This window comes from Dendrosporobacter sp. 1207_IL3150 (genome assembly GCF_036763085.1).
GTDB lineage: Bacteria > Bacillota > Negativicutes > DSM-1736 > Dendrosporobacteraceae > JBAIYU01.
In genome coordinates this window covers 300,563-326,712 of sequence record NZ_JBAIYU010000010.1, presented here as the reverse complement: position 1 = coordinate 326,712, position 26,150 = coordinate 300,563, and the positions used below count along the sequence as shown (strand labels likewise).

26 protein-coding genes are annotated in these 26,150 nt (G+C 41.1%); 25 read left to right on the top strand and 1 reads right to left on the bottom strand.

Features of this window, described 5'->3' with window-relative positions; all coding sequences use genetic code 11:
- The first annotated feature begins 196 nt into the window (after positions 1-196).
- The 4 genes from V6C17_RS05020 to rd all read left to right on the top strand — a co-directional run bounded on the left by V6C17_RS05020 (position 197) and on the right by rd (position 4,183).
- A complete protein-coding gene (locus V6C17_RS05020; RefSeq protein ID WP_333521451.1) occupies positions 197-2,431 on the top strand; it encodes an ATP-binding protein in 2,235 nt (744 codons plus the stop codon).
- Between the two features lie 123 nt (positions 2,432-2,554).
- Positions 2,555-3,106 (top strand): LemA family protein, encoded by a 552-nt coding sequence (locus V6C17_RS05015; protein WP_442891437.1) that lies wholly within the window; start codon positions 2,555-2,557, stop codon positions 3,104-3,106.
- Between the two features lie 68 nt (positions 3,107-3,174).
- On the top strand, positions 3,175-3,933 hold the full coding sequence (locus V6C17_RS05010) for a TPM domain-containing protein (RefSeq protein WP_333521450.1): 759 nt from the start codon (positions 3,175-3,177) through the stop codon (positions 3,931-3,933).
- A gap of 91 nt (positions 3,934-4,024) precedes the next feature.
- Complete coding sequence (gene rd / locus V6C17_RS05005) at positions 4,025-4,183, top strand: rubredoxin (protein ID WP_333521449.1); 159 nt, start codon at positions 4,025-4,027, stop codon at positions 4,181-4,183.
- A 98-nt stretch (positions 4,184-4,281) separates the two neighbouring features.
- Here rd and V6C17_RS05000 read toward each other — a convergent pair whose 3' ends face one another.
- The gene (locus V6C17_RS05000) at positions 4,282-4,821 is read right to left on the bottom strand and encodes a DUF3231 family protein (protein ID WP_333521448.1); all 540 of its coding nucleotides are present in this window, start codon (positions 4,819-4,821) and stop codon (positions 4,282-4,284) included.
- Between the two features lie 337 nt (positions 4,822-5,158).
- On the opposite strand from V6C17_RS05000, the gene V6C17_RS04995 reads away from it, so the two are divergent.
- The 21 genes from V6C17_RS04995 to V6C17_RS04895 all read left to right on the top strand — a co-directional run bounded on the left by V6C17_RS04995 (position 5,159) and on the right by V6C17_RS04895 (position 25,957).
- On the top strand, positions 5,159-6,505 hold the full coding sequence (locus V6C17_RS04995) for an MATE family efflux transporter (protein WP_333521447.1): 1,347 nt from the start codon (positions 5,159-5,161) through the stop codon (positions 6,503-6,505).
- A gap of 228 nt (positions 6,506-6,733) precedes the next feature.
- Positions 6,734-7,672 carry a malate dehydrogenase gene (gene mdh, locus V6C17_RS04990; RefSeq protein ID WP_333521446.1) on the top strand — a complete coding sequence of 313 codons (939 nt, stop codon included), beginning with the start codon at positions 6,734-6,736 and terminating at the stop codon, positions 7,670-7,672.
- Between the two features lie 353 nt (positions 7,673-8,025).
- Entirely contained in the window at positions 8,026-9,039 is a 1,014-nt protein-coding gene (locus tag V6C17_RS04985) for an alpha-hydroxy-acid oxidizing protein (protein ID WP_333521445.1), read from the top strand.
- Positions 9,033-9,566: a methylated-DNA--[protein]-cysteine S-methyltransferase gene (locus V6C17_RS04980; RefSeq protein WP_333521444.1), complete on the top strand. Its 534-nt coding sequence runs from the start codon at positions 9,033-9,035 to the stop codon at positions 9,564-9,566. The genes V6C17_RS04985 and V6C17_RS04980 overlap by 7 nt, the downstream gene beginning before the upstream one ends.
- 59 nt (positions 9,567-9,625) lie before the next feature.
- Positions 9,626-9,970, top strand: a complete 345-nt coding sequence (locus tag V6C17_RS04975) for a phage holin family protein (RefSeq protein ID WP_333521443.1) — start codon at positions 9,626-9,628, stop codon at positions 9,968-9,970.
- A gap of 242 nt (positions 9,971-10,212) precedes the next feature.
- Complete coding sequence (locus V6C17_RS04970) at positions 10,213-11,013, top strand: Cof-type HAD-IIB family hydrolase (protein WP_333521442.1); 801 nt, start codon at positions 10,213-10,215, stop codon at positions 11,011-11,013.
- A gap of 172 nt (positions 11,014-11,185) precedes the next feature.
- A complete protein-coding gene (locus V6C17_RS04965) occupies positions 11,186-12,334 on the top strand; it encodes a glycerate kinase (protein WP_333521441.1) in 1,149 nt (382 codons plus the stop codon).
- Positions 12,335-12,615: 281 nt separating this feature from the next.
- Positions 12,616-13,194 carry a hypothetical protein gene (locus V6C17_RS04960; RefSeq protein WP_333521440.1) on the top strand — a complete coding sequence of 193 codons (579 nt, stop codon included), beginning with the start codon at positions 12,616-12,618 and terminating at the stop codon, positions 13,192-13,194.
- A gap of 90 nt (positions 13,195-13,284) precedes the next feature.
- The gene (locus tag V6C17_RS04955; protein WP_333521439.1) at positions 13,285-14,013 is read left to right on the top strand and encodes a phosphatase; all 729 of its coding nucleotides are present in this window, start codon (positions 13,285-13,287) and stop codon (positions 14,011-14,013) included.
- Between the two features lie 4 nt (positions 14,014-14,017).
- On the top strand, positions 14,018-14,908 hold the full coding sequence (gene rapZ, locus V6C17_RS04950; RefSeq protein WP_333521438.1) for an RNase adapter RapZ: 891 nt from the start codon (positions 14,018-14,020) through the stop codon (positions 14,906-14,908).
- Between the two features lie 33 nt (positions 14,909-14,941).
- Entirely contained in the window at positions 14,942-16,297 is a 1,356-nt protein-coding gene (locus V6C17_RS04945) for a gluconeogenesis factor YvcK family protein (protein ID WP_333521437.1), read from the top strand.
- A gap of 12 nt (positions 16,298-16,309) precedes the next feature.
- The gene (gene whiA, locus V6C17_RS04940; protein ID WP_333521436.1) at positions 16,310-17,269 is read left to right on the top strand and encodes a DNA-binding protein WhiA; all 960 of its coding nucleotides are present in this window, start codon (positions 16,310-16,312) and stop codon (positions 17,267-17,269) included.
- A complete protein-coding gene (locus V6C17_RS04935; RefSeq protein ID WP_333521435.1) occupies positions 17,253-18,011 on the top strand; it encodes a polysaccharide deacetylase family protein in 759 nt (252 codons plus the stop codon). The genes whiA and V6C17_RS04935 overlap by 17 nt, the downstream gene beginning before the upstream one ends.
- 351 nt (positions 18,012-18,362) lie before the next feature.
- Complete coding sequence (locus V6C17_RS04930) at positions 18,363-19,670, top strand: cytochrome c biogenesis protein ResB (RefSeq protein WP_333521434.1); 1,308 nt, start codon at positions 18,363-18,365, stop codon at positions 19,668-19,670.
- A 1-nt stretch (position 19,671) separates the two neighbouring features.
- Entirely contained in the window at positions 19,672-20,496 is an 825-nt protein-coding gene (gene ccsB, locus V6C17_RS04925) for a c-type cytochrome biogenesis protein CcsB (RefSeq protein ID WP_333521433.1), read from the top strand.
- A gap of 68 nt (positions 20,497-20,564) precedes the next feature.
- Positions 20,565-21,038 carry a cytochrome c3 family protein gene (locus V6C17_RS04920; RefSeq protein WP_333521432.1) on the top strand — a complete coding sequence of 158 codons (474 nt, stop codon included), beginning with the start codon at positions 20,565-20,567 and terminating at the stop codon, positions 21,036-21,038.
- Positions 21,031-22,314 (top strand): ammonia-forming cytochrome c nitrite reductase subunit c552, encoded by a 1,284-nt coding sequence (locus V6C17_RS04915; RefSeq protein WP_333521431.1) that lies wholly within the window; start codon positions 21,031-21,033, stop codon positions 22,312-22,314. Before V6C17_RS04920 ends, V6C17_RS04915 begins: the two co-directional genes overlap by 8 nt.
- Before the next feature lie 127 nt (positions 22,315-22,441).
- Positions 22,442-23,503 (top strand): copper amine oxidase, encoded by a 1,062-nt coding sequence (locus tag V6C17_RS04910; RefSeq protein WP_333521430.1) that lies wholly within the window; start codon positions 22,442-22,444, stop codon positions 23,501-23,503.
- An 83-nt stretch (positions 23,504-23,586) separates the two neighbouring features.
- A complete protein-coding gene (gene scfA / locus V6C17_RS04905) occupies positions 23,587-23,727 on the top strand; it encodes a six-cysteine ranthipeptide SCIFF (protein WP_333521429.1) in 141 nt (46 codons plus the stop codon).
- Positions 23,728-23,918: 191 nt separating this feature from the next.
- Positions 23,919-25,277: a thioether cross-link-forming SCIFF peptide maturase gene (gene scfB, locus V6C17_RS04900; protein ID WP_333521428.1), complete on the top strand. Its 1,359-nt coding sequence runs from the start codon at positions 23,919-23,921 to the stop codon at positions 25,275-25,277.
- 227 nt (positions 25,278-25,504) lie between these two features.
- The gene (locus tag V6C17_RS04895; protein WP_333521961.1) at positions 25,505-25,957 is read left to right on the top strand and encodes a pyridoxamine 5'-phosphate oxidase family protein; all 453 of its coding nucleotides are present in this window, start codon (positions 25,505-25,507) and stop codon (positions 25,955-25,957) included.
- The last annotated feature ends 193 nt before the right edge of the window (positions 25,958-26,150 follow it).

Here is a 26,150-nt window from a genome sequence, read left to right as displayed (position 1 = left end):
CTCTAATGCTGGCAGCTCCAATTGTGGGGCTGTTTTTTTTCGCCGAAAATTCTGTTATTAGGTCATATCATGGAAGGATGTTCCATATTTGGAACGAAATTAGCAATTATAGATGGTTTTGAAAGTGATTAGTTCTAATTCAATCGAAAAAAACGAAGTAATGTATGCCCGAAATATATACATTAAGGGGACTCATATGAATCAAAGAACCTCACTGAAGAATACAATTGTTTTTGCATTTATAATGACCTTTTTTTTATCATTAGTCGTTTTGGGCTTTATAATGTTTTCAAGTTGGCACAAGTCAGTTAATAGCTTAATTATTCATATGGAAAATGATATAACAAAAGATATAGTAACCGAAATTGGGGCATTAGTTGCTATACCTTTAGCTATTAATAGGAGTAATCATAGAATGCTCGAGCATGGGATTATAAATATTGAGGATGAAAAACAGCGAAATGCGTTCTTTGTGAGTACTTTGCGAGAAACTCCAAATCAAGTATATAGTTTTGCTTATGGTACTGCCAGTGGAGATTTATATGGTGCGAGGCGTAATACGGAAGATGACATAGAAATAATACGAAGTGACATCCAAACAAAGGGTAACCTCTATTGCTACACCATCAAAAACCATTCTGCTGAGGGAGAGGTTTTTGCGGATTTTGGCATGTATGACCCGAGAACTAGGGAATGGTATAAACTTGCAGTGAACAAAGGAAAACCAGTAATTTCACCAATTTATCAACACTTCGCAATTAAGGATTTAGCTATTTCCGTTTCTTGCCCCGTCTATAATAACGAGGGTATATTAAACGGGGTTTTAGGAACAAACTTCATTCTTTCAAATATAAACGATTATTTAAGTAATGTTGTAGCTAATAAGAGCGTTACTGCCTTTATTGTTGAAAAAGAATCAGGCCTGCTAGTTGCGAACTCCCTCAGAAAGCCCAATTTCACACTATTGGATAATAAGGTCGAGAGAATTAGTATTGACCAGCTTGGAATACCATATATTACAAATGCATATCAAATATACAAAGAAGATAATAAAAATCAATACATCTTCGAAACAGATAATGATCGTATTCGGGTAAAACTTACGGATTTTACTAGGGAAGGGTTAGAATGGGTTATCATTTCAGCTACTCCTGAAAGCTTGTTTACGGTGATACTTGAAACGACCTTTCGATATACTGCAATAATTTCAATTCTACTGCTCTCACTAGCTATAGCATTGGGTGCCCAAAGACTAGACGGACTGCTAAAGCCACTTTACTCTTTAATAGAGGCAACAGAGAAGTTCCGAAAAGGGGATTTCTCACATCGTGCAATAATTAGCCGAAATGACGAAATTGGAAGGTTATCGTCTTCTTTCAATAATATGGCGGATGAGCTGCAGACGTTAGTAAGTAAGTTGACTAAGGCTATCAATCTAAATCCTAACATAATAATACTACTATCCTTGGAAGACCATACCTATATTGAGGTAAATGATGCGTTTCTTAGGGCTGCTCAAGTAAAGCGCGAGGATGTTATTGGGAGGAATTTTGAAGAGTTTAACCTTTGGGCTGACTTAAATGAATACGCTTATGCCAGAAGTATAAGGGAGCAGCAGGGCAAGGTTTCTAATTTTGAAATGCACTTCCTATCAAATGGTGAAATCCGAGATGGCTTACTATCCTGTGAAGAAGATGAGTTTAATGGAAAAAATTGCCTAATTGTAGTCATAACCGATATAACTGATAAGAAAAAGCTTGATAATGAGTTAGCCCGGCTCGAAAGCCTGAATTTAATCGGCGAAATGGCTGCCAGCATTGGTCATGAAGTGCGCAATCCTATGACGACAGTTCGTGGTTACTTGCAATTATTCCAGCGAAATCAAAAGTTTGAATTATATAAAGAGCAAATTGCGACAATGATTGAAGAGATTGATCGCGGAAATTCAATTATAAGCGAATTTTTGTATCTTGCTAAAGACAAGAAGACTGATTTACAGCCAGGTTATCTGGATGATGCTGTCAATGCTTTATATCCACTGATACATGCCGATGCTTTGCATCATGGTCATACACTGCAGACAAACACAATTCAAACTCCATGTATATTAATTGATAGCAAGGAAATACGCCAAGTTATTTTAAACTTGACCCGTAACGCTATGGAGGCTATGGATTCACCTGGTATAGTAACAATAAGATCATATTCTACAGATGAAGAAGTGATACTGGAGATAAGCGATACAGGAAAAGGTATTCCTGAAGAGATATTAGCCAAAATCGGAACTCCTTTTCAGACAACAAAGGAGAGTGGTACAGGACTAGGGTTGGCTGTCTGCTACGGTATTGCCAACCGTCATGGTGCTAAATTAGATTGTAAGACAAGCTCAGCAGGAACAACCTTTACTTTAAGATTTAAAATATCCAAATAGAGACATACTAGGCTAGTAATTACGAACTGAATAGGGTTAGTTCTAAAATGTGTTACGTCTTTAAGCAAAAAATGATTAAAAATGGTATAATATATCTAGAACTACTAAGCGGAGGTGTCTTAATTGAGAGGTTTGATTATTGCAGGTGTTATAGTTGCTCTAATAGCTATTATGGGTATTAGCGGGTATAACAGCTTGATTACGCTAAACGAAGGTATTAATGGCAAATGGGCTCAAGTTGAAAATCAGCTGCAGAGAAGGGCTGATTTAATCCCAAATCTTGTAGCAACAGTAAAAGGATATGCTGCTCATGAACAGACTGCTATCCAATCAGTAGCTGACGCCCGAGCGAAATTGGCTGGTGCACAAGGACCAGCAGCTAAAGCCGAAGCCAATTCCGAGCTGAGCGGTGCGCTGAGCAGGCTGCTGGTAGTTGTTGAAAACTATCCTAACTTAAAAGCTGATCAGAATTTCCGAGCTTTGCAGGATGAACTTGCGGGCACCGAAAACAGACTGGCGGTAGCAAGAAAAGACTATAATGATTCTGTTCAGGTTTATAACACGAAAATTCGTTCGTTTCCTTCAAGTATTTATGCGGGAATGCTAGGTTTCAGTGCAAAAGAGTACTTTAAAGCCGAAGAGGGTGCAAAGCAAACCCCAAAAGTTCAGTTTTAATAATTAACCACAGAAACTCTGCGGTTAGCTGATTAGCTAGAGGATTAAAGCACGCGAGGTGGCTTTATATGAAAAAATGGCTGGCCTGGCTTTTAGTTATCGCATATTTAGCTGTTGGAGCGACAGCTTGGGCAGCTCCTAATATCCCTGCTGCGCCTACTAACAGCATTTATGTTCAGGATTATGCAGGAGTTTTATCAGCAGATACCAAAAAGCGCATTAATGATTTAGGCAGTAAGTTAGCCGTAAAGACTAAAGCGCAAGTGGTTGTTGTTACTATCAATTCGCTTGGCGATACGCCGCCAGAGGAATATGCGTTGACAGTCCTTAGGCAATGGGGAATTGGTGACAAGACACTAAATAACGGGGTGTTAATGCTCGTTGCCACTGGTGATCGTAAATCACGTATCGAAGTTGGCTATGGTCTTGAAGGTGCACTCCCTGATGCAAAGACCGGGCAAATTCAAGACCAATATATGCTGCCATATTTCAGACAAGGTGATTATGATAAGGGGATATTGAACGGCTATTTAGCTTTAACAGGTGTAGTTGCTAAAGAATATAATATTGAGTTAAAAACAGATGCAAGACCAACTGTACAGCAGACTGCTCCGGAATCGGGGTGGGATACCCTGCCATGGTGGCTCAAACTGATTATTATGGCCGGCGCCCTGCTGCTATTTATAATCGACTGGGTATTTCTTGGTGGAAGTATCACTTGGTTTTTGCTATCTATCCTGCGATTCCGCGGCGGCGGAGGCGGCGGGGGGCGAGGCGGCTTTGGCGGTGGTTCCGGTGGAGGCGGCGGTTCCAATCGCGGCTGGTAATTTTCCAAATTGGTAAAATGGAAAATTTATATTGAATAATAGTTCTTCCTGATGGTAAAATAATAAATAAAACAGTCAAGGAGTGAATATCATGGAAAAATGGGTATGTACAGTTTGTGGATACGAATATGACGAAGCAGTTGGTGATCCAGACAGCGGTATTGCAGCAGGCACTAAATTTGCTGATATTCCTGAAGATTGGGTTTGCCCAGTATGTGGAGTAGGCAAGGATCAATTCGAAAAGGCATAGAAATAACGTTTTTAACCGCAAAGGCGCAAAGGTCGCGTACTCTGTGGTTCAATCGTAATATGAAAACCTCCGGATTAAATCCGGAGGTTTTTGGCATCTTAGTGTTCGATTTTGTGAAGGTGTGGCAGCCAGCCGCGTTTTAGCATTAGCTGGAGTAGGCGGTAATCCCAATCTAAACCAGCATCTAGCATTTCACGATACATTAAAGCAACTTCTAATTGATAGGATTGATGCAGAGCAGTTAGAAGAGCCATTTGTGAAGCTTTAGCCATGTTACCGATAGCAATAGCAATTTCAGCGTCTGATAAGCGTGCGTCTTCAGGGATATTAAGATCTGTTTTATGAAGTGTACGCTGTCTGAATGCTAGCGAAGGCAGATGCCCGCCGCTATCTTGCAGAAAGTCTTCTGACTGGCTGATGATGTTTTTAGTGTGGCGGTCAATAGCTTCTCTAACCAGTTCTTTCAGGTTGCTGTCTGTTGCATGATTGTACATAACTTCTAAAGCAGCTATGTTGCAGCGACCTTGGGCAATTACACCATAAAGACCAGCTGCTTCAAGGTAGTTCAGGGGCTCTTTGTCAAAGAATCTGTTGAAAACCATACGTGTTTCGGCATTTACTTTATCAACAATAGACATAGGCAAGCCTCCCTTTTTTTAAATATGCTAACGAATCATTAATTATGATTTGTAATTGACAGTCATTTGATGCATGCTAAATAAGTGTAAAAAATAATAAGCGACGATTTTTTTGAACCACAGAGTACACAGAGTTCGCAGAGGGATACGGGGGATTATTTGCGTGATAATATCACGCATGAAAAATAATAAAAAACTCAGCGTTCCCTCTGTGTCCTCTGCGTACTCTGTGGTTAACATTAATTTTTACCGAGATTTACTATGCCATGATGTCGCATGGAAACGAAACTAGTGGAGATAATGATTTTAGTACGATATTTTACTTAACGGAGGATTTATGAGTAGATCAGAAGCGTTAGGTAAGGAACCTGTCGGTAAGCTTTTATGGGATTTCTCAGTACCGGCAATTGTCGGGATGATGGTAAATGGGTTATATAATATAGTTGACAGCATATTCGTGGGCAACTATGTTGGAGAAGTCGGACTTACAGCTGTCACGATCGCTTATCCGATTATGCTTGTTATGATGGCCTTCGGTATGCTTGTAGGCATAGGGGCAGCTTCATTAGTATCAATCAGGATGGGAGAACGGAATCAGGCTGGAGCTGAGAAAATACTCGGTAATGCATTAGCTATGTTAATTATTATGGCAGTTACTTTTACAGCAATATTTGTGTTGTTTTTGGACCCGATCTTGCTAATGCTTGGGGCCGGCGGCGATGTATTAGTATATGCAAGGGAATTTACGCAAGTTATCTTACTGGGCAGTTTAGCGATGTACGTAGGCTTTGGTCTCAACAATGTTATTCGTTCGGAAGGAAATCCGAGTATTGCTATGTATACCATGCTTATATCAGCTGTAATAAATACAATTCTTAACCCGATTTTCATAATGTGGCTGGGGATGGGTATTAAAGGATCAGCGCTTGCAACTGTCATTGCTCAAACAGTATCGGCTATTTGGGTTATAGCCTACTTTATGGGCAGCAAGAGCGTCCTGAAAATAAGGTCTGAGAATCTTCGCTTAGACTGGAGAATTATAGGACAAATATTTAAGATAGGGATATCACCTTTTCTAATGCAGATCGCAGCAAGCGTAGTTACATTGCTCTTTAATATCAGCCTTATCAATTATGGCGGTGCTCTAGCCGTGGCCGCTTATGGTATAGTTGCAAGAGTTGCAATGATGATATTAATGCCGATATTTGGAATTACACAGGGTGCACAACCAATAATTGGGTATAATTATGGTGCTCAAAATTATGATAGAGTTATCGAAGCAGTTAAAAAGGCGGTATTCGCGGGAACTGCATTATCCGTGCTGGGCTTTATTGCTGTACAGATACTTGATGTTTATATTGTAAGGCTTTTTAATAACAACCCTGATCTAATTAGCTTGGGATCTTATGCAATAAGAATTGTACTACTCATGCTGCCGTTAGTTGGTTTTCAAGTTGTTGGCGCAAGCTACTTTCAGGCTGTGGGTAAAGCTGGCATGGCCACTTTTCTGAGTATGTCCAGACAGGTTATTATGCTGATACCTTTAATAGTAATCCTGCCAAAGTTCTTTGGACTAAATGGGGTATGGGCTGCAGGGCCGACTGCCGATCTAATCTCAGCTATTTTAACAGGCACTTTTTTATTCGCCGAGATGAAACGGCTTAAAAGAGCGGCAGTAAGTTAAAAGGTACTTTGTTATTGATTTTTAGTAAACTATTTGATATAGTATTAATTGGGAATTTTGTTGCAAAATTCATTATTTAGCAATGATTTTCAAAGTAATTTTTACTAAATTACTGACCATGGGTAGAATAGGTAAGTAGTTCAGGTTAATAAGAAGATGCCGACTTGATTTTTTTTTGCATGAAATTGCCAAGCAGGTATCTCTTTAATAAAAGGAGGGTATTATCACATGAAAGTTACTGTTGTTGGAGCTGGTAATGTAGGCGCAACTTGTGCTAATGTGCTTGCACAAAGAGAAATCGCAAGCGAAGTTGTACTTCTGGATATCAAAGAAGGTGTTGCAGAAGGTAAAGCAATGGACATGATGCAAACTTCTAACATGCTTAATTTTGACTCAACTATTATCGGTAGCACAAACGATTATAGCAAAACTGCTGGTTCAGCCGTAGTTGTAGTTACTTCAGGCCTTCCTCGTAAGCCTGGCATGACTCGTGAAGATCTTATCGGTACAAATGCTGGTATTGTTAAGAGTGTTGTTGACAGCATTCTTAAGTACTCCCCAGATGCTATTTTTGTAATTATCTCCAACCCAATGGATACTATGACATATCTTGCTCTTAAAGCAAGCGGCGTTCCTAAAAACCGTATTATCGGTATGGGCGGCTTACTTGACAGCAACCGTTTCAAATACTATTTGAGCCAAGCTCTTGGCTGCACTCCTACAGACGTTCAAGGTATCGTAATCGGTGGTCACGGCGACACTACTATGATTCCTCTTGCACGTTTTGCTACTTACAATGGTGTTCCTGTATCTGAGCTTCTTGATGCAGAAACTCTTCAAAAAGTAGTTGCTGACACAATGGTTGGCGGAGCTACTTTGACTAAGCTTCTTGGAACTTCCGCTTGGTATGCTCCTGGTGCTGCTGGCGCTATGGTAGTTGAAGCAATCGTTCGCGATGAGAAGAAAGTTATCGCTTCCTCTATCTACCTTGATGGTGAATATGGCCAAAGCGATATCTGCATCGGTGTTCCTGCAGTAATTGGTAAAAACGGCGTAGAAAAAATCGTTGAGTTCAATCTTAACGATGAAGAAAAAGCTCTGTTCAGCAAAAGCGCTGATGCAGTACGCAGCATGAACCAAGTATTAGCGGACATGAAATTGGTTTAATCAGAGAATAACTCTGACGACAAAAAGGCAGCTCAATGAGCTGCCTTTTTTTATGTACAAATAGTTATAACAGTGCAAATAAAAGTTCCCTAGTAAGAATATTTATATACAAATGATCTAAAAAAACGCAGAGCTTATGTAAATATTTATGCCTTGCTATTAAGGTGGCTGCCCTAAGAATTAGACGATAAGCAGGAAAAACATTTTGTTTAAAGAAATTTAATATTGTTTAGCTATAGAATCAGAAAATTCAAGAATTTAAATTCTATTTAGCTGTTTAGTCAAATTATAGAGCTTGGCTGTCGTCTAAGGACTTGAGTGTTAGCCAGGTCTTATTAAGAGGGGGCGTAGATATGGATTTGCAAACAGTTCGTAAAATGGCAAAGGAAAAACTCGGAGGAGTTTGTCGCGTTTGTCCGGTCTGTAACGGTGTAGTTTGCGCGGGTGAAGTACCAGGAATGGGTAGTTTGGGTACAGGTGCAAGTTTTAAAAACAATGTACAGGCATTAGCCGAATTTAAGCTCAATTTGCGTACTGTGCATGATATTTCCAACCCAAAGCTTTCCTGTTCAATTCTTGGAATGGAGCTGGCGGCACCAATCATTGGCGCTGCCATTGCCGGTGTTGCCTTAAATCTGAATGCTGCTATGACTGAAGAAGAATACACTGCTGCCGTAATTGGAGGCTGTCGTCAGGCTGGTACTGTTTGTATGACTGGCGATGGACCTAAACCGCAGTTTTTTGAAGCGGGCATATCTGCGGTTAAAGAAAATCCTGGGTTTGGTATTCCTATTATTAAGCCGCGGGAAACCGCTAAAATTATTGAAATGGCCAATTTAGCTGCAGAAGCAGGTGCGCCGGCATTTGGTATAGATATAGACGCTGCTGCACTTGTCAACATGACTAACGCTGGTCAGCCTGTATCGCCCAAAACTCAGGCTGATCTAGAATATATTAAGAAGAATACAACTATTCCATTCATTGTTAAGGGTATAATGACAATTGATGAGGCAGAAGCCTGCTGTGCTGCCGGAGTCGATGCTATAGTAGTTTCCAACCACGGGGGAAGAGCTTTAGATCATACGCCTGCTACAGCCGAAGTTCTGCCTTATATTGCAGAAGCGGTAAAAAATCGGATTACTGTATTGGTTGACGGCGGCATTCGCAGCGGTGCCGATGTATTAAAAATGCTGGCATTAGGCGCAGACGCTGTTCTCCTTGGCCGTCCTTTAGCAATTGGTGCTATTGGCGGAAACTCTGAAGGTGCAGCGTTAGTAGTGAATAAAGTAATCAGTGAGCTGAGGACAGCTATGATACTTACAGGCTCAGCAGATGTTTCTAATATTTCTGAGGAGGTAATATGGTAGTACCATTCATCCAGCTTTACCAGTCAGACTTTATAACCGACTGGGGTCATGTAGTATCAGTCTGGTCTGACGCTGGACTTTGGGAATTGAGTTTTCCGCGTCCAGACGCCGACTTAGCCTTCGCAGATATTAAAATAAAAGATGCAAAGGAGCTTCCGGTTCTCGGTGAAAACTGTTATGATATGGCCTTAAAGCAAGAACTTAATTTATATTTTAAAGGCTTTAACACATCGTTTTCTGTGCCAATAGACTGGCGAGGCTATAGCGCATTCAGAACCGTTGTTCTCAAATATACAGCAAATATTCCGTATGGTGAAATTCAGTCGTATGGGGCCGTCGCCCAGGCTGTAGGCAGTCCAAATGCTGCTCGGGCAGTTGGTGGAGCAATGCATAACAATCGTACACCGATAATAGTTCCTTGTCATCGAATTGTCGGCAGTACCGGAAGTTTAACTGGTTTCGGTGGAGGCCTTGATATGAAAAAAGCCTTACTTTTGCTAGAAAATGAAAAATATATTTGCCAGTAATTTATCTAAAAGGGTATAATAATTACGGTATTGATGTTTGTAACAGGAGGCTAAATGCGGTGTGCGGATTTTTACTGCGTATTATAATTAACGCTGTGATTCTTTTCTTTGTTATGGCAGAATTTCCTGGTATTTTTGTGGACACCTTGGGCAGTACTTTGGTAGGTGCGGCCATAATCGGCTTGGCAAACGCTGCTATTAGACCGCTGTTAGCCCTAGCTGATCTTTCTTTTACCTGGCAAACATTAGGTGGAATAACTCTCTTTACTAATCTGCTTACACCGATGGTGGTTTTTAAGGCACTGCCTGGCTTTCAAATATACAGTGTAATTGCACCTTTAGGCGGTATACTACTGCTTACCGTCTGCAGCTGCACTCTTTCTAAGCTGATTCATGATCGTTAAGCGAGAATTTTGCTTCGGCAAAATTCTCTTTTTTTATGGGGACGAATTTTGAACCGCAAAGGCGCAAAGGGATACGAATTTTGAACCACAGAGTACGCAGAGTACACAGAGGGTTACGGATGATTATTGGCGCGATAATGTCGCGGATGAAAACTAATAAATTTTTTTACGTTCCCTCTGCGACCTCTGCGTACTCTGCGGTTAAACGCAATCCGTAACTTATACCGAAAGGGGATTTATATATGGCTATAAAATTATTAGCACTAGACTTAGATGATACTTTGTTGGATAAATCAAGTACCGTTTCACCGCGGTGTCGGGAAGCGATTAAGAAAGCGGTGGAAAAAGGGGTTACTGTTACGGTAGCAACTGGTAGAATGTATTGTTCGGCATTGCCTTTTGCCCGCCAGTTGGAAATAGATGTGCCAATAATCACTTATAATGGTGCCTTGATTAAATCAGCGTTTTCTGGTGAGACCTTATTCCAGCAGACGCTAGACCCTGTTGTTGCTTCAGAAGTGTTAAATTTATTTCGCGAGCAAGGCTGGTATATCCAGGTATATGTAGGCGACCAACTGTATGTGGACGAGATTAATGATAAGGCGCGTATTTATGAGAACCTTGCTAAGGTGAAGGCTATTCCGGTTGGACAAGAATTATATTCAATGTCAGATGGTGTTTTAAAGATGCTGGCTATGGCAGACAAGGATGAAATGGCGGTAATCGGCAAGGTTGTACAACAAGCCTTTGAAGGGCGAGTTTTTGCTCCCATTTCGAGACCGACCTATTTGGAGATTGTACATCCAAGTATTAATAAAGGTATTTCGCTCGATTTTCTAGCTAATAAGCTTGGTATAACCAGAAATGAAGTTATGGCAATTGGTGATTCAAATAATGATTTGGATATGATCCAATATGCAGGACTTGGTGTTGCAATGGGTAATGCTTTGCCAAATGTAAAGGCAGCTGCGGATGCTGTAACCTTAGGTAATGATGAGGACGGAGTAGCAGAAGCAATTTATAAATACATTTTGAATGTTTAAAGGGGGCGGATAGGCCGTGCCTTACCAAGCCTTAGAATTATTAAGCACGCTTTCTTTACTAATAAAAGATCGCAGCAGTTTTTTGTGCTACAGCAGGATAATAACTGAATTAAGCTAATATTCTTAATATATATTGGATGATGAAAATCTGCCATAAAGGAAGTGTTCAGTAATGAAAATTGTAGTAGCTCCTGATTCTTTTAAAGGTAGTGTATCTGCTCTCGGTGTTGCAACAGCGATGGAGAGGGGAATTATCAGTGTATTTCCTGAGGCCGAGGTTTTAAAGCTGCCGATAGCTGATGGTGGAGAAGGAACTGTTGAAGCTTTAGTTACTGCAACAGGTGGACAGATGATGTATGAAGAGGTTATAGGACCTCTAGGAAACAAGATAAATGCTTACTGGGGAGTTCTCGGTGATGCGGAAACAGCTGTTATCGAAATGGCAGCTGCATCTGGTCTTCCGCTAGTACCCGTAGATAAACGTGATCCGCGAGTCACTACTACTTATGGAACTGGTCAGCTTATCAAAGCGGCTTTAGACAAAGGTTTAAATAAAATAATTATTGGTATCGGCGGCAGTGCAACTAACGATGGTGGTACAGGTATGGCTAAGGCGTTAGGAGTAAAGTTTTTTGATAGCACGGGAACTGAACTTGCTCCCGGCGGAAAGTCTTTAGAAAACTTAGCAGCAATTGATCTGAGCAGCTTAGATGCTCGTGTTCAGAAGGCTAAGATTATGGTTGCTTGTGACGTTGATAATCCACTTTGCGGCGAACGCGGAGCTTCTGCCGTATATGGTCCGCAAAAGGGAGCAACGCCAGAGATGGTAGCTGAGCTTGACAGAGCGCTTAGTATCTATGCAACTATTGCCGAAAAAGCAACGGGAAAAGCTGTCGCTAACCTGCCTGGAGCTGGTGCTGCCGGCGGGCTTGGATCAGGGTTGTTATTCTTTACTAATGCACAGCTTAGACCTGGGGTAGATATTGTACTTGAATCAGCCGGTTTTTCTTCTATGGTAGAGGGAGCAAATCTAGTTATTACTGGTGAGGGCAGAACAGATTTTCAGACGGCCTATGGGAAAGCTCCCGTCGGTGTAGCAAAAGTTGCTAAACAGTATAATGTTCCAGTCATTTGCTTAGCAGGCGGTTTAGGAAAAGGGGCGGAAGATGTCCTATGTCAAGGGATAGACGGTTTGATGAGCGTTGTACCTCAGCCAATGTCCTTAGAAGAATGTATGGATTGCGGCGATTTGCTAATCGAAGCAGCCACAGCTCGCCTATGCCGTCTAGTAGAAGTTGGCATGAAGATGTGCAGTAAATAGAAATAACGGATTTTTTTTGAACCACAGAGTACACAGAGTACACGGAGGGTTACGGAGGGAACGGCGCGATGGTTATCGCGCAAGAATATTTCAATCCTCAGCTTTGCCTCTGCGGCCTCCGCGTACTCTGCGGTTAATCGTATAAAACTCCCCCGCTCTTTTGGAGCGGGTTTTATTTTTTGGTTATTGGACGAACTGACATGCTCATACAATTTTCGTGAGTTTAAGTTTATTTGTTATTGGAATGTATTTAGAGAGCGGGCGGGGAGGGGATAACCAAAATGATGAGGGTAATACAGCAGGAGTGGAAGTTTTTTATAATACTAGTAGTAGTGGTTGTTGCGCTGGTGGGATTTTATTACGAGTATAAACAATATAATGCTACCAAACAGGCCGAAAAGCTAAATCAGCCTAGCATTACTATCAACACTGCAGGCGAGAAATCAAAACCGGGGGAAACGCAGGTAGTTTATGTGCAGGGACAGGGAACTCATACTAAAGAAGTAGTTTATGTGCCAAAGCAGATTGATGCAGCAACTGGTGAGATTGAAAAAACTGATGTACAGTTTGAAAATAAGAGTAATAAAGTTTACGTTAAAGTTAATGGTAAGGAATATGAAGTACCCGCTGACGTCAAAGAAAATACTAGATTTGAAAAAGGTAAACTTTTGATTACTGAAGAGACTGAAATGCGTATTAATATTACTGCACCAAAGCCGTCCTTTAATCTTGGACTTGGCTGGTCAAAAGAAGGCCCTGCTGCGCAGCTAAACGGACCGCTTTTTAAAAATGTTTCATGGTGGGTTTACGGCGATAAGAACAATGTCGCTGGAGGCGTACAGTTTCCTATAATGAAATAGCTAAATTTTAAAGGCTGGTAAAAAACCAGCTTTTTTTGCTTTTTTTATATATTTGCCATATAATTGTAATTATTAAAGGGGGAAGTGCCAGTGGAATTTGTCGCCGATTTGCACATTCATACAATTTCAAGCGGTCATGCTTACAGCACTGTATTGGAAATAGCACAAGCTGCTTCGGCCAAAGGGTTAGCCATCATCGCAATTACTGATCATGGTCCGGCCATGCCGGGAGCGCCGCATTACTATCATTTTGGCAACCTAACAGCTATTCCAGAAGAACTATATGGCGTTCGTATTCTAAAAGGGGTCGAAGCTAACATAGTAGATCGCGAAGGCACGCTGGATTTGGATGTTGAGCGACTATCCAGACTTGATATTGTTTTGGTTGGCTTACATACTTATTGTGCGCCGTACGGCAGTATTGAAGAGAATACGCGCATGATGATTAATGCAATGCAAAATCCTTGGGTGGACGCAATTGTTCATCCTGGCAACCCTGAATATTCTATAGATGAAGAGGCTGTAGTACGGGCAGCTGTAGAATTTGATGTGGCGTTAGAGGTAAATAATAGTTCACTTACTATTTCGCGAAGCGGAAGCCGGTCTCATTGCAGCAATATTATCTGTTTGGCAAAGAAATATAAAGCTAAAATTATGGTTGGTACTGACAGTCATATCGCTTTGTCAGTAGGAGAATTTAAAGAAGCTATTAAGTTGCTTGAGGAAAACGGTATAACCTCAGAATTAGTTCTAAATAGTTCGGCTGAAAATATATATAAGCATTTAGCAAGGCGGAATAACCGTATTATTAAGAGGTGACATTATGCAAGACGTTCGATTGGTCATAATAACTGGCATGTCGGGAGCAGGAAAAACTCAGGTAATCCGCGAGATGGAGGATTTAGGGTATTTTTGTGTTGACAATCTTCCACCAATGTTTATTCCAAAGTTCGCTGAGTTATGTTCACAGTCTGCCGGTAGTGTAAGTAAGGTTGCCTTAGTGGTAGACACTCGCGGACGGGAATTTTTCGATACATTAATACAGGTACTTGAGGATATGGAAAAGCAAGGTATTATGTATGAGATGCTTTTTTTGGAAGCAGCTGATGAGACAATAATTCGCCGTTATAAAGAGAGTAGGCGCCGCCATCCCATGGCACCACATGGCCGAATAAGCGAAGGTATTTCTAGAGAGAGAGAAAGACTTGATAGAGTGCGTGGACGGGCCACTCATATTATTGATACATCGGATTTGAAACGCGATAATCTAAAAGAAAAGATTATTCGGTTATTTGCGAGCGAACGCGAATTTGAACGGATGAATATAACAGTGGTATCGTTTGGTTTTAAATTTGGGGTACCGCTTGATGCTGATATGGTATTTGATGTCCGGTTTTTACCCAATCCATTTTATGTAGAAGCCTTGCGGCGTAAGAGCGGGGCAGTCAATGAGGTCGGCGAATATATATGGAAATGGCCGATAACTCAGCAGTTTATGGAAAAATTGGGCGGACTAGTCGACTTCTTAGTACCTAACTATATTAAAGAAGGGAAAAGTCAGCTGGTTATTGCCATAGGCTGTACAGGCGGACTTCATCGTTCGGTTTTTGTCGCAGGAAAGATATTCGAGGGATTAAGAGATAAGGGTTATAAAGTCAATATTGAACATCGCGATATTAAGAACAATGATGTTGAAGAGCATCCTGGCTGCTAGCGGGGAAAATAGCATCTGATTTGAGGTGTAATTATGCACTTTTTAAAGTGGTTATACCCTGGCATGAAGTTCAAACGCTGGCTGCTCTTATTTTCATTAGGAGTTATCATTTCCAGTATTGGTCTAGCCGTGGTATTTAATTATAAGTATGTTGGTAATCTGGAAGAAGCAATTTTCAGAATGGTCTATATTACTACTGGCACTTATTACTACACCGTAACCACAATTGTAGGTATTTTTGTTATTGCAGCTGGGCTGGGAATTATGATGCTGGCTTCCAGACAAATAATTCGTTCAGTTATTAGTGTACTTGTACCTGAAGGCTCGGAACGGCTTGTAGATCTGATTTTTCAAAAACGTAAATTAAATCGTGGACCCTCCGTTGCAGTAATTGGCGGCGGTACTGGTCTATCTGTACTTCTGCGTGGTATTAAAAGTGTTACCAGTAATATTACCGCAATAGTAACTGTTGCTGATGATGGTGGTTCCTCAGGCCGAATAAGGGAAGACCTTGGAATAATTCCGCCAGGTGATTTGCGTAACTGTTTAGTTGCCTTAGCTGACACCGAACCGCTTATGGAGAAGTTATTTCAGCATCGGTTCGGCGGTGCTGGTGATTTAGCTGGGCATAGCTTTGGTAATCTATTTATTGCTGCTATGACCGAAGTACTTGGTGATGTAGAAAAAGCCCTTAAAGAGTCAAGTAAAGTATTAGCGGTAAGGGGACAGGTGCTGCCGGCGTCAACGCAAAAAGTCCGGTTAATGGCAGAAATGACAGATGGCAGCATTATTAGCGGTGAGTCTCAAATTCCGCTTGCCAATAAAAAAATAAAAAGAGTATACTTGCACCCAGAAGAGGTAGAGCCGGTAAAAAGCGCACTTGATGCTGTTCATGATGCAGATGCGGTAATTCTTGGTCCTGGGAGTCTTTACACAAGTGTTTTGCCGAACCTTTTGGTTAAAGGTGTAGCTGATGCGCTAAGGCAGTCTCAGGCTGTTAAGATATATATATGCAATGTCATGACACAGCCAGGGGAAACAGATGGATATACTGCCGCATGTCATGTCAGAGCTATTTTGGATCATGTTGGGCCTGGGGTAATCGATTATGTTGTAGTTAATTCTAAGCCGGTTGCTCCCAATCTGCAGGAAGTCTACGCAAGTCAAGGTGCTTATCCGGTTATCGTCGATAAAGGCGCATTTGAAGCGTTGGGCGTTAAAGTTGTTGACGCTGATATAATCAGCGAAACAAATTTAGTGCGCCATGATCCAGTAAAGTTGTCGCGTACTATAATTTCAATGGTTTATGATTTACGAGCCAATTCCGAACGAATGAGGCTTTTGGATTACTATTTGATATCGGAAAATATTAAAGAACTTAAAGATTAGAGGAATGAAGCTGTGTCGTCCTATTCTACTGATGTAAAAAACGAATTAGCGCGTGTAACAGGAGAAACAAATTGCTGTCATGTGGCAGAGCTGGCCTCGCTAATGCGAATGGGCGGCACTATGCTGATTGGCGGCAACAAAAATCTCGGGATAAACTTTACTACTGAAAACGCAGCAATAGCGCGTAAGGTACTAACACTTATTAAAAGCGGCTTCAACCTTAAAACCGAAGTAATGGTAACTAGGGGACGTCGTTTAAAAAAGAACAATAGTTATCTGGTAAAAGTTGTACCGTCTCCTGTTGTGACTGAACTCTTGACAGTGCTTGGCATAATGCAGGGCGAAAACTTAAATGCTGGTCGAGATTCAGGTATTCTGCGTAAAGCATGTTGTCGTCGTTCGTACCTGCGAGGGGCATTTTTAGGTGGTGGATCTGTTAATAAGCCAGAGGGTGAATATCACTTGGAGCTGGTAACCGGAAATTATGATTTTGCCAAAATGCTAGTTTCCATTATGAAGAATTTCGAGCTGCCTGTTCGGCAAACAGACCGCAAAAATGATTATATCGTTTACCTGAAAGATGGTGACGCAATAACCTCTTTTTTGCGGATCATTGGGGCAAGCAATGCATTGATGGCCTTTGAAAATGTAAGGGTAGTAAAAGATATGCGTAATCAGGTTAATCGACTTGTAAACTGTGAAACAGCAAACTTGCAGAAGACGGTTAACGCAGCTTTTCGCCAGGTTGAAAGAATTAGGCTAATTGAAAGAAAAATTGGCCTTGAAAAATTACCACCCAATCTTCTTGAAGCAGCTAAGCTGCGATTGGCTCATCCAGAGGCTGCATTACAGGAATTAGTGGATGCCATGGGTGGTCAGGTTGGTAAATCGGGTATGAATCACCGCTTGCGTAAATTAGAGCAAATAGCTCTTGAGTTAGCTGAGGAGGATGAAAATGAGCCGCTTAGCTAAGATGTTGGCGCTGGGCGCCTTTTTTATTGTTGCAATAGTCAGCTGGCTGTTTGATCCAGTTCGCGGAGTACCAATTCTGGCTTACCATATGGTAAATGAACAGCAGGAAGTATATAGCATTGATACTAAAGATTTCGACAGCCAGATGAAATACTTAATGGACAATGGTTATACCGCTATTTCCCTTAATGAATATTTCCAAGCTAGGGAAGGCCGCTGGCAATTACCCAAAAAACCAATTATAATAACCTTTGATGATGGCTATATCGATAACTATCAAACAGCATTGCCTATTTTAGAAAAATATGGACTCAAGTCAACAGTGTTTGTAATAAGCGAAGCTGTTGGGCAGCCTGGATATATGACATGGGGCCAAATTAAGGCTATGCAGACTAGGAATACTGAGATAGGATCACATACTGTCAGTCATGTACCGCTTGCACAAGTTGATTTTGAGGAGAAAAAACGTCAAGTTAGTGTCTCGAAAGAAACAATAGAGCGCAATTTAGGACGACCGATTGAGTTTCTAGCATTTCCTTTTGGCAGTTATGATACTACAATGCCAGAAATATTAAAAAAGGCAGGTTATCGCGGAGCTTGCACTGGTATTACAGGCTTAAATCGAAATGCACAAGAGGCTTATACACTGAAACGAATTAATGTGCCGCGTCCTAAGTATGGCCTATGGGAATTTAAGGTAAGACTTCTCAGGGCAAATATATACAGTAAGCTAGGAATTTAGGGAGTCATTCAAGCTTAAAGCTTGGATGGCTCTTTTTGTTTTGGTAAAGCTAAGGGAGCAGCTGGGGAAGATGACTTATTAACGCTCCAACGCTGGCGCTGACTTACGCTTTTAATAAATCATCTCCCCCAGCTTACTCAAATAATAAAAGCGTCTAAGTGTAACCTGATAATTGTCATACATAAATTTTTAAACCATTCTCAGCGTCCCCTCCGCGAACTCCGCGTACTCTGCGGTTAAATAAAATCGCCCCTTGCATTGGTTATTTACTTATATTTTTAGAAATATTAAGAATACTAGTTGATAGTGTCCATTATTTAGGTTATTAGATGGAATTTCCGGAGGGTGAGTATGTCAGATAAACCGGTAATACCGCCAAGCGGCAGTACTTCAGTAAAACAAAGTTTTGATGTAGTATGGTCTGCTATGGCATCGATGCGCGGAGGCATGATAATCTTAGGGGTAATTTGTGTAGCTGCAATTGTAGGAATATTTAAGCCATCAATTTATAATTCACTTTGGTTTCAGGGGTTAGAAGGGTTGCTGTGCTTTAATGTTGCTTCATGCAGTATGAAACGGGCTAAAGCATTATGGCAGGCAACATTTCCAGTTGACTACTCCTGGGTTAGAGGTGCAGATCAGCAGGCCGAGGCAAACTCACTAAGATTAGATTTAAAAACCAACCAAGCGGCAGTAATTGCTTATAACTGCCTTAATACCATGGGGTATAAAGTGGTCAGTCTGCTTACTGATTCAGGATATTATATCTATGGTGAGAAAGGTAAAATTGCTCCCTGGGGAACTTTTGCTGTTCATTTATCAATTCTGTTTATTGCGGCGGGTGCACTTATAGGAAACGTTTTTGGCTATAACCATGAGATATCTTTAAAAGTTGGCAGCAGTTATACTGTTATGCCGCAAAACGGACAACAATTTGAAATAAAATTAAATAATTTTACTACGGAATTTTATGAGGACGGTTCAGTATCTGATTGGATAAGTGATACTGCTGTCATCCGTGATGGTCAGGAAGTTGTTTCAAAACTGATTAAGGTAAATCATCCGCTAAGTTTTAATGATGTAAGTATATATCAGCAGTCTTATAGTACGTCGATTAACACCGAAGTGATGGACGGAAGAGGCCGTGTGATAAAACAGCAAGAAGTAATTGAAAGCAGTGGTATGGTCATCAGTGACCAGGCAGGACTTGCGGTTCAGGCTGTACGGTATATCCCCGACTTCAATCCGGCAAGACCAATGGTAAGCCAGTCTAACGAAGCCAGAAATCCGCATGTTCTGTATATTATTTATGCGGGCGGTCGGGAAATAGACTGGGGAGCAGCACCAATTGGTAAGCCAATAAAGCTAAGTGATGAGTTATTAGTTAGATTTACTCAAGCTGTTCCAGTATCAGGTTTTCAGATTAAATATAACCCTGGGCTGCCAATTGTATGGCTGGGCTTTTTTTTAATGACAGTCGGTTTTTTTTGCAGTTTATATATAAGACACAAAAGGGTATGGCTAAGAATTACTGATGACAACAACAGTAGTATTGTAAAAGTTATGGCGGTTGCGGGGAAGAATCAGGAAGGATATCGTATTTCCAATGAGCTTCAAATCAAGTTGAGCACATGCCACAGTGCTGTAAGGGGGGGATAATATGGATAGTCAGTTGTTTTTAGCAGCCTTTTTCTGTTATTTTGCTGCTTGTGGTTTGTATATTGCTTATGTAGCTTTAGAAAACAAAACATTGGTACGGTATGCGAGAATAGCTGTTATTAGCGGCTTTGTCTCTAACACATTGGCTTTGGTCGTTAGGACTGGTGCTGCCGGCAGACTGCCGTTTGCTAATATGTACGAGTTCGGCATGGCATTTGTTTGGGGAATAATTCTTTTTCACCTATATGTTGAATCAAGGTACAAGAACAACACTATAGGGGCGTTTATTCTACCGGTGGCCTTTGTTTTGACAGGTATATTTGCGCTATTTCAGCAAGAAGTAAGACCGCTAATGCCTGCCTTAAAGAGTAATTGGCTGATGGCTCATGTAGCAACAGCGGTTATAGCCTACGGTGCATTAGCTGTGTCATTTGCATTAGCTGTTATGTATTTATGGAAAAGTAAGCTGGAAGATGATAGTCATGCAAATGCTTTAAATTTACTGTTACCCTCATTGGAAACAATCGATAAGCTGGTACACCAAGCTATTACATTTGCCGTCCCTTTTCTCACCTTATTGATCATTACAGGCGCTATTTGGGCTGAGTATGCCTGGGGTGATTATTGGCGCTGGGATCCTAAGGAAACTTGGTCGCTCATTACCTGGATTATATATGCAGTATATTTGCATGGCCGAACGGCCTTAGGGTGGAAGGGGAAAAAAGCAATGAATTGGGCTGTTGCTGGTTTCGCTGCTGTGCTGTTTACCTTTATTGGTGTCAACTTGCTGCTGCCTGGGTTACATAGTTATGCTTTATCAAGATAATATTTTGTCGCCATGTGAATTTGGCTGAATGGTCTCACTTTATTGCAGTAGGCAGGATGGTGATTTTATTGGACAAGAACGGATTTTGGTCAGCCAATGCATTAAAACTAATATTTTTAGGGTTCTGTGGAGCAGTAATTGGTATGCTGCTATTCGGCGCTGGGCTTTCATATGCTGATAAACCATCCTTTTGCGGAAGCTGTCATTCTATGCAGCACGTATATAACACCTGGCAAGTATCAAGTCATCAGCAATTTACTTGTGGTGACTGTCATTTGCCTCAGGATAATATTTTTTCCAAGCTTTATGTAAAAGGTGAGAATGGTATGAGACATACTTATCACGAAGTTCTTAGAGATTATCCTAATACCATTGAGTTCACCGAAACAGCCGAACAAATAGCTAATAAAAATTGTCTGCGCTGCCACGCTTATGTTGTTAAAAACACATTCTTATCCCATGGTGATACAAGCTGCATCAGCTGTCATCGCGGTTTGCCGCATGGACGCGGTGGCAGTGAAGGAGGAGTGAAAGTTGAGTAGAAAACAAAAATTTCTAGCAGTATTTTTAGGTACTCTTGTAGTGTTTTTTGGTTTTGTAGTTGTTAGGGTATGGGCATTAAAACCACCATCAACAATCAAGCTTACCGCAATCCCCGCTGGAGAATATGATCCAGCAGTATGGGGGAAGTACTATCCTCTTGAATATCAGAGTTATCTAAAAAATAAAGAAACGGCTCCTTCACCAACAGGATATGGCGGAAGTGTTAATGTACAGAAAGCTGAAAGGCAAAATGAAATATATACTAATTTCAAAGGCAATCCTTTCAGTAAAGACTATACAGAAGATCGCGGTCACCCATACTCTATTGAAGACCTGCTTCACTCCAAGCGCATAAGCCCGGCTAGTAAAGGTGCTTGCATAACATGTAAAACACCTGCAGTTGAGCAATTCTATAACGAAATGGGCTGGGTATATGCTAATAAACCGTTAAGCGAACTGATTGAAAAGTCAAAACATCCGGTAAGTTGTGCTAATTGTCATGACCCCGCAAACATGAATTTAAGGGTCACTCAGCCTGGTTTTATTGAGGCTATGTCTCGAAAGGGTGTAGACGTAACAAAAGCCAGCCGCCAGGAGATGCGTAGTTATGTTTGTGGACAATGTCATTCTGAGTATTATTTTGAACCAGGCAGCACTAAGGTTGTTTTCCCTTGGGACAAGGGCTATACGCCACAGGAAATGTATCAATATTATGCGGACAAACCTAACGGCTTTGCGCAGGACTTCATTCACCCCGATTCGCAGACACCTGTGCTTAAGGCTCAGCATCCCGATTATGAGGAATGGTCTAATGGTACTCATGGCAAGTCAGGTGTATCTTGTTCTGACTGTCATATGCCATACATGCGAAGCAGCGGTCAAAAGTATACATCTCACTGGGTCACCAGCCCATTGAAAAACATTAATGAATCTTGTCTGCCATGCCATAACCAAACGTCTGATCAGCTGTATAATCAGACGAAAGCTATTCAAGATAATACCTGGCAGCTGCAGCATACAGCCGGACTGACTGTAGCACGCGGTCATGAAGCCATAGCGAAGGCAGCAGCAGTACCTGCAGTAAATCAAACTGAGCTCAATAAGGCGAGGGAGTTGCTGCGTCAAGCACAATGGTATTGGGATTATGTTGCAGCAGCAAATAGTCAAGGATTCCATAACTCAGTGCAGGAACTTCACACGCTTGGGCAATCAATTGATTTAGCAAACCAAGCCATTAATGCAGCTAATCGAGCCGCTGGTACAAATACGCTATAGAGAAAACACCCCTATCCTAACGGAAAGGGGTGTTTTACGTTAGTGTATACTACCCCTGTAAACATCTTACATTTACATACCAGACTATGGTTGTTATAATGTAGCATGTAAAAAGGGGGTAATAACTATGAATTGGCTGCGCAAAATTATGCCAGTTTTACTGCTGGCTTCGATAATCAGCTCAACTGTATTTGCTTCAGAATATAAACTTCAGGGCAAGGACGTATTAGATTTGCCGGAATGGCCGGTAACTTCTTCATCATACGGCGGAAAGCTGCTATTATCTGATAGTCCAGAGATGGTGCCTGATATTGGTATTACATACCAAGATACGGTCAGTGGTAATGTGCGTCTATTTTTCCATCACGTTAACGATACTAAAGAGCCTAAAAAAATTGTTGTATTGCTAGAGAACAAAGGTAATGAGACGGCTCATGTAACTGTATCCCGTTTTGGTTTAGGCGGACCGAATCTTGATTATTTATTAGTGGGTAAAGACGCCCAAATGCAATACTTAAAGGGAAATAACCTCTATTTGCTTGAAGTATATCAGCAAAGCAGCAGAATTTTGGACACTAGCCTTAGTGAAAAGATTGTCCAGCCTAATGAGCTTGTGCATGGTATCTATGATTTTATAAGCGACAAGCCAGTAAACGTAAAAGTTATGATGATGCCGGTAAATGAAGATATCGAGAAGTTTGCCGCAGAAGCTAAAGTGCTGCCTGCAGATCAGCATCGTCTGAGAGGAACTTTTGAAGGAAAAGATCGGATGATTGTTGGGCAGAAAGTATTTAACGGCCAAAAAGATAATATGTCGGTAGTTACTCTTGCTGATAATGTCATTGATAGGTATGTTACAGGCATTGACGCGACCGATGGCAGTGAAGTAATTAATTATGGTAATTATGGCATTGTCTATAAAATGTTCTTGCCGACAACATATAATGGCAAGATTGGATACTATCTAAATCCGCGCGGTGGCGTATATGCGGGCGGAATAGGATTGAAATATCGCCATCAAAACGAATTTGCGCTTGAAACACCATCAAACAGCTTATTCTTTGGCGAAAACAAAATTACAGATATTGAAAGACTAGGAGTATTTGACGGTGGACAATCATTATGGTTTACTTTCAGTCCGCCTGGTGCTTCAAACCTGCCGGTTAAACTAGTTCTTGTACCGCAATAATGATTTGACTTGATTCCTGCCGGGAAAAAAGCTAAAATAAACTAAGCAACTTTTTAACTTTTTTGCGGCAAGGAGGGATTACCATGGCAAAACGTATTACTACTGTTAATAAAGCTTCTCTGCAAAGCACAGTACATACTGGTGGCTGCGGAGAGTGCCAGGCTTCCTGTCAGTCGGCATGTAAAACATCATGCACCGTTGGCAACCAGGTCTGTCAGAAGTAGGCCGCAAGGATAGCCCCTTGCCGAATTCCGGCAAGGGGCTTATTTTGTTGGGGAATGGCGTTTTTTTAACCGCAAAAGCGCAAAGCACACAAAGGGTTGTAAATGAATTTAAATTATTTTGCGTTTTCTTTGCGTCCTTCGCGACTTTGCGGTTATTTAATATTTAATACTGAGAGGTTGAAAGTTTACTAATGAATATACATAAGTTTTATTTAAACGGATTATATATATTGCTTGATGTTAACAGCGGGGCTGTGCATGTTGTTGATAAGTTGGTTTTTGATATAATGGATGTCTTTGATGGCAGTAATGACGATAAGGTTGTAGAGGCTCTTAGTGAACAGTATGATAAGGCTGAGGTTGTTGAAGTGTTGGCTGAACTTCATGAACTTATGGCTAATGAAGAGTTATTTGCACCTACGCTGGATGTGCCGCCGACTTTTAGTGACAAACCACTAGTTAAGTCACTTTGTTTGCACATAGCTCATGACTGTAATTTAAGATGTAATTATTGTTTTGCAGGAACAGGCGATTTCGGTCACACCCGTGGTTTTATGCCTAAGGAAATCGGTGAGCGTGCCGTCGATTTTATTATTGAAAACAGTGGTAAACGCCGTAATTGCGAGCTAGACTTTTTCGGCGGTGAACCGCTGATGAATATGGATACAGTAAAGCATGTTGTGGAATATGTACGTCGCCGTGAAGTCGAGACAGGGAAAGTGTTTAAACTGACGCTTACAACTAATGGCGTGCTTTTGGATGACAAAACTATTCAATATTTAAATGATAATAATATTAGCTTAGTGCTTAGCATGGACGGTCGCCGTGAGGTTCACGACAATATGCGCCCATATGCTGATGGAAGCGGAAGCTTTGATGATGTTGCCGCCAATGTACGTAAAGCTATAAAGTCTCGCAATGACCAAAATTACTATCTTCGCGGTACTTTTACAGCCCATAACTTAGATTTTGCCGAAGATGTACTCGCCATGGCTGATCTTGGCTTTAGCCAGTTGTCAGTGGAGCCGGTAGTAGCCAAGGATTGCGATTATGCGCTGGAAGACGAGCATTTGCCAATATTGTTCGATCAATATGAGAAACTTGCGGTAGAGTATCTTGAGCGTAAACTAAGAGGAAATGGTTTTGATTTCTTCCATTTTAATCTTGATATAAATAATGGCCCTTGCGTTGCTAAACGTTTAAGCGGATGTGGGGCTGGTCATGAATACTTTGCTGTAACACCTGAAGGACATCTATATCCTTGCCATCAGTTTGTAGGGCGAGAGGAATATTTGCTTGGTACTATCTATGAGGGTGTAACTAAGCACGAAATGCCTGAGCGTTTCCGCAAAGCGCATGTGCTGAATAAACCGGAATGCCGTGACTGCTGGGCGCGCTTCTATTGCAGCGGTGGCTGCCACGCCAATGCCCAACTATTTAATGATAATATCGATCAGCCTTATAAGGTAGGTTGTGAACTGCAGAAAAAGCGCCTTGAATGTGCGCTGATGATTCAGGCTAAACTTGCGCTTGCAAAGAACGAAGGATAGGAAACGACGACTTTTTAACCGCAGAGTACGCGGAGGACGCAGAGGGAACGGTGAGTTATTATTTTTTGAGCGATAACATCGCGCGAGATTTTGACGTAACCCTCGCGAACTCTGCGTACTCTGCGGTTATTATATTTCCCCCGTTTTGGTCCTAATCTTAGTAGGATTTTTCTATATATGGAAAGAATATGTTAAGTAAAGATAAAGGGAGAGTGATAATTGTGCCGATGGTTTGGATGGGTGAAGAAGAGGCTAAGAATTTTCTAGGCTCAAATATTACAGGGCGACTGGCAACATGTGGTGAAGGTCAGCCATACATAACACCTTTAAATTATGTTTATCATGATGATAAAATATATTTTCATTGTGCTAAAAGTGGCCATAAGCTTGAAAATATTAAGGCTAATGAAAAGGTTTGCTTTGAAGTTAGCCAAGTAAACGAACTAGTAATTAGCGAAAAACCTTGCAGCTGCTCAACTCGCTATACTTCAGTTGTGGTATTCGGAAAGGCAAGATTAATCGAATGCTCGGCCCAGAAGGCAGCCGTTTTGAATGCGCTAATGGAAGCACATGCTGAAGGTAAGAAATATCATATTGTTAATGAGCAAATGGCTGATAGTTGTGCGGTTGTGGAGATAAATATCGATAACATCAGCGGTAAGAAAAATATTAATCCTTAATAAAAATTGATTGCCATTTTGAGTTTGGGCTTAAATATTAGATTTGTTGAATTTAGTCGAAAGATTTAGTATATTATAGAGTAAGACTATTAAGCGCGATAAATATCGCGCCTTTAATCTATTATTAAGGAAATTTTGTAACCACTCTGCGTCCTCCGCGAACTCTGCGGTTAAATCATTTATTCATAAAGGA

Bases quoted from the DNA above. Each gene is read 5' to 3' on its own strand.
- V6C17_RS04995 (WP_333521447.1), top strand. From the start codon at position 5,159: ATGAGTAGATCAGAAGCGTTAGGTAAGGAACCTGTCGGTAAGCTTTTA.
- scfB (WP_333521428.1), top strand. From the start codon at position 23,919: ATGAATATACATAAGTTTTATTTAAACGGATTATATATATTGCTTGAT.
- V6C17_RS04910 (WP_333521430.1), top strand. From the start codon at position 22,442: ATGAATTGGCTGCGCAAAATTATGCCAGTTTTACTGCTGGCTTCGATA.
- V6C17_RS04960 (WP_333521440.1), top strand. From the start codon at position 12,616: ATGATGAGGGTAATACAGCAGGAGTGGAAGTTTTTTATAATACTAGTA.
- scfA (WP_333521429.1), top strand. From the start codon at position 23,587: ATGGCAAAACGTATTACTACTGTTAATAAAGCTTCTCTGCAAAGCACA.
- V6C17_RS04970 (WP_333521442.1), top strand. From the start codon at position 10,213: ATGGCTATAAAATTATTAGCACTAGACTTAGATGATACTTTGTTGGAT.
- rd (WP_333521449.1), top strand. From the start codon at position 4,025: ATGGAAAAATGGGTATGTACAGTTTGTGGATACGAATATGACGAAGCA.
- V6C17_RS04965 (WP_333521441.1), top strand. From the start codon at position 11,186: ATGAAAATTGTAGTAGCTCCTGATTCTTTTAAAGGTAGTGTATCTGCT.
- V6C17_RS04945 (WP_333521437.1), top strand. From the start codon at position 14,942: ATGCACTTTTTAAAGTGGTTATACCCTGGCATGAAGTTCAAACGCTGG.
- V6C17_RS04930 (WP_333521434.1), top strand. From the start codon at position 18,363: ATGTCAGATAAACCGGTAATACCGCCAAGCGGCAGTACTTCAGTAAAA.
- V6C17_RS04895 (WP_333521961.1), top strand. From the start codon at position 25,505: ATGGTTTGGATGGGTGAAGAAGAGGCTAAGAATTTTCTAGGCTCAAAT.
- V6C17_RS05020 (WP_333521451.1), top strand. From the start codon at position 197: ATGAATCAAAGAACCTCACTGAAGAATACAATTGTTTTTGCATTTATA.
- V6C17_RS04985 (WP_333521445.1), top strand. From the start codon at position 8,026: ATGGATTTGCAAACAGTTCGTAAAATGGCAAAGGAAAAACTCGGAGGA.
- rapZ (WP_333521438.1), top strand. From the start codon at position 14,018: ATGCAAGACGTTCGATTGGTCATAATAACTGGCATGTCGGGAGCAGGA.
- V6C17_RS05010 (WP_333521450.1), top strand. From the start codon at position 3,175: ATGAAAAAATGGCTGGCCTGGCTTTTAGTTATCGCATATTTAGCTGTT.
- V6C17_RS05000 (WP_333521448.1), bottom strand. From the start codon at position 4,821: ATGTCTATTGTTGATAAAGTAAATGCCGAAACACGTATGGTTTTCAAC.
- V6C17_RS04980 (WP_333521444.1), top strand. From the start codon at position 9,033: ATGGTAGTACCATTCATCCAGCTTTACCAGTCAGACTTTATAACCGAC.
- ccsB (WP_333521433.1), top strand. From the start codon at position 19,672: ATGGATAGTCAGTTGTTTTTAGCAGCCTTTTTCTGTTATTTTGCTGCT.
- V6C17_RS04935 (WP_333521435.1), top strand. From the start codon at position 17,253: ATGAGCCGCTTAGCTAAGATGTTGGCGCTGGGCGCCTTTTTTATTGTT.
- mdh (WP_333521446.1), top strand. From the start codon at position 6,734: ATGAAAGTTACTGTTGTTGGAGCTGGTAATGTAGGCGCAACTTGTGCT.